The sequence below is a fragment of the Burkholderia sp. YHN3-13 genome, from assembly GCF_055810675.1.
Map to the genome: position 1 here is coordinate 1 of NZ_JBVVNQ010000083.1, position 870 is coordinate 870.

An 870-nucleotide genomic window follows, 5' to 3' on the forward strand; every position below is an offset into this window, starting at 1 on the left:
AGGCAGGATGCGGCACATGGGCTGAAGATGACACTCGCGAGGTGGGTGAGTCCGGTACTGCCGACTCTGCGACTCGATCGATTGAGTGTCGGGTGGACGCGTCTTGCTCAAAGAATCGGTTGATCCTCAGCATAACCAATCGACTTGATATGGTTCCAGGGAACACACCCGATGGGGGTGAGTCCCAACTGTGCAGTGGTGCATGGACGAGTAATACAGGCCGAATCCGATCGCCGCCCGAGCCTTGAGTGCGCCCGCGCGCACGGGAAGTGCCGGGATCCGGCAACCTCACCTTAGTCTCACGATGCACGTGCGGATCGTGCGCCGCTATATATATGTAGCTGGTATGTAGCTGGTTTGCGCAGCCTGGCCTCAGTCGTGCTCGGGGCTGGATTGCGCATGAGCGCACCGCAGGCGGCGCAAGGTGCGAGGGTGGACGTCGTAGCGGTTGGCCACCGCCTCAATGGGCAGGGTGCGCATCAGTCGGAGCGCTTCCTGGGCCTGCTCGCGTGTCAAGGCGCGTTTGCGCCCGAGCGTGATACCTCGTTCGCGCGCAGCGGCGATACCCGCGCGCGTGCGCTCGCTAATCAGTGAACGCTCGAACTGCGCCATCGCGGCCATCAAGTGAAACACCAGCGTGCCGCCAGGCGACTGCGTGTTGATCGCCTCGTTCAGGGAGACGAACTGGATGTTGCGATTACCCAGATGAGTAATCAGATCGACCAGTTTGGTGAGCGAGCGACCGAGCCGGTCGAGTCGCCAGACCACCAAGGTGTCGCCTGGCCGTAGGCGAGCGAGGGCTGCATCGAGGCCGGGGCGGGAGAAGGCAGCGCCCGAGAGACCGTGATCGGTATACAGGTGGTCGCAGCC

1 protein-coding gene is annotated in these 870 nt (G+C 62.8%); it reads right to left on the reverse strand.

Translation table 11 applies throughout. The features are described from left to right. Positions 1 to 372: 372 nt before the first annotated feature. Positions 373 to 870: recombinase family protein (locus AC0KUR_RS37980; protein ID WP_473377403.1), on the reverse strand; the 498-nt coding region annotated here is incomplete at its 5' end.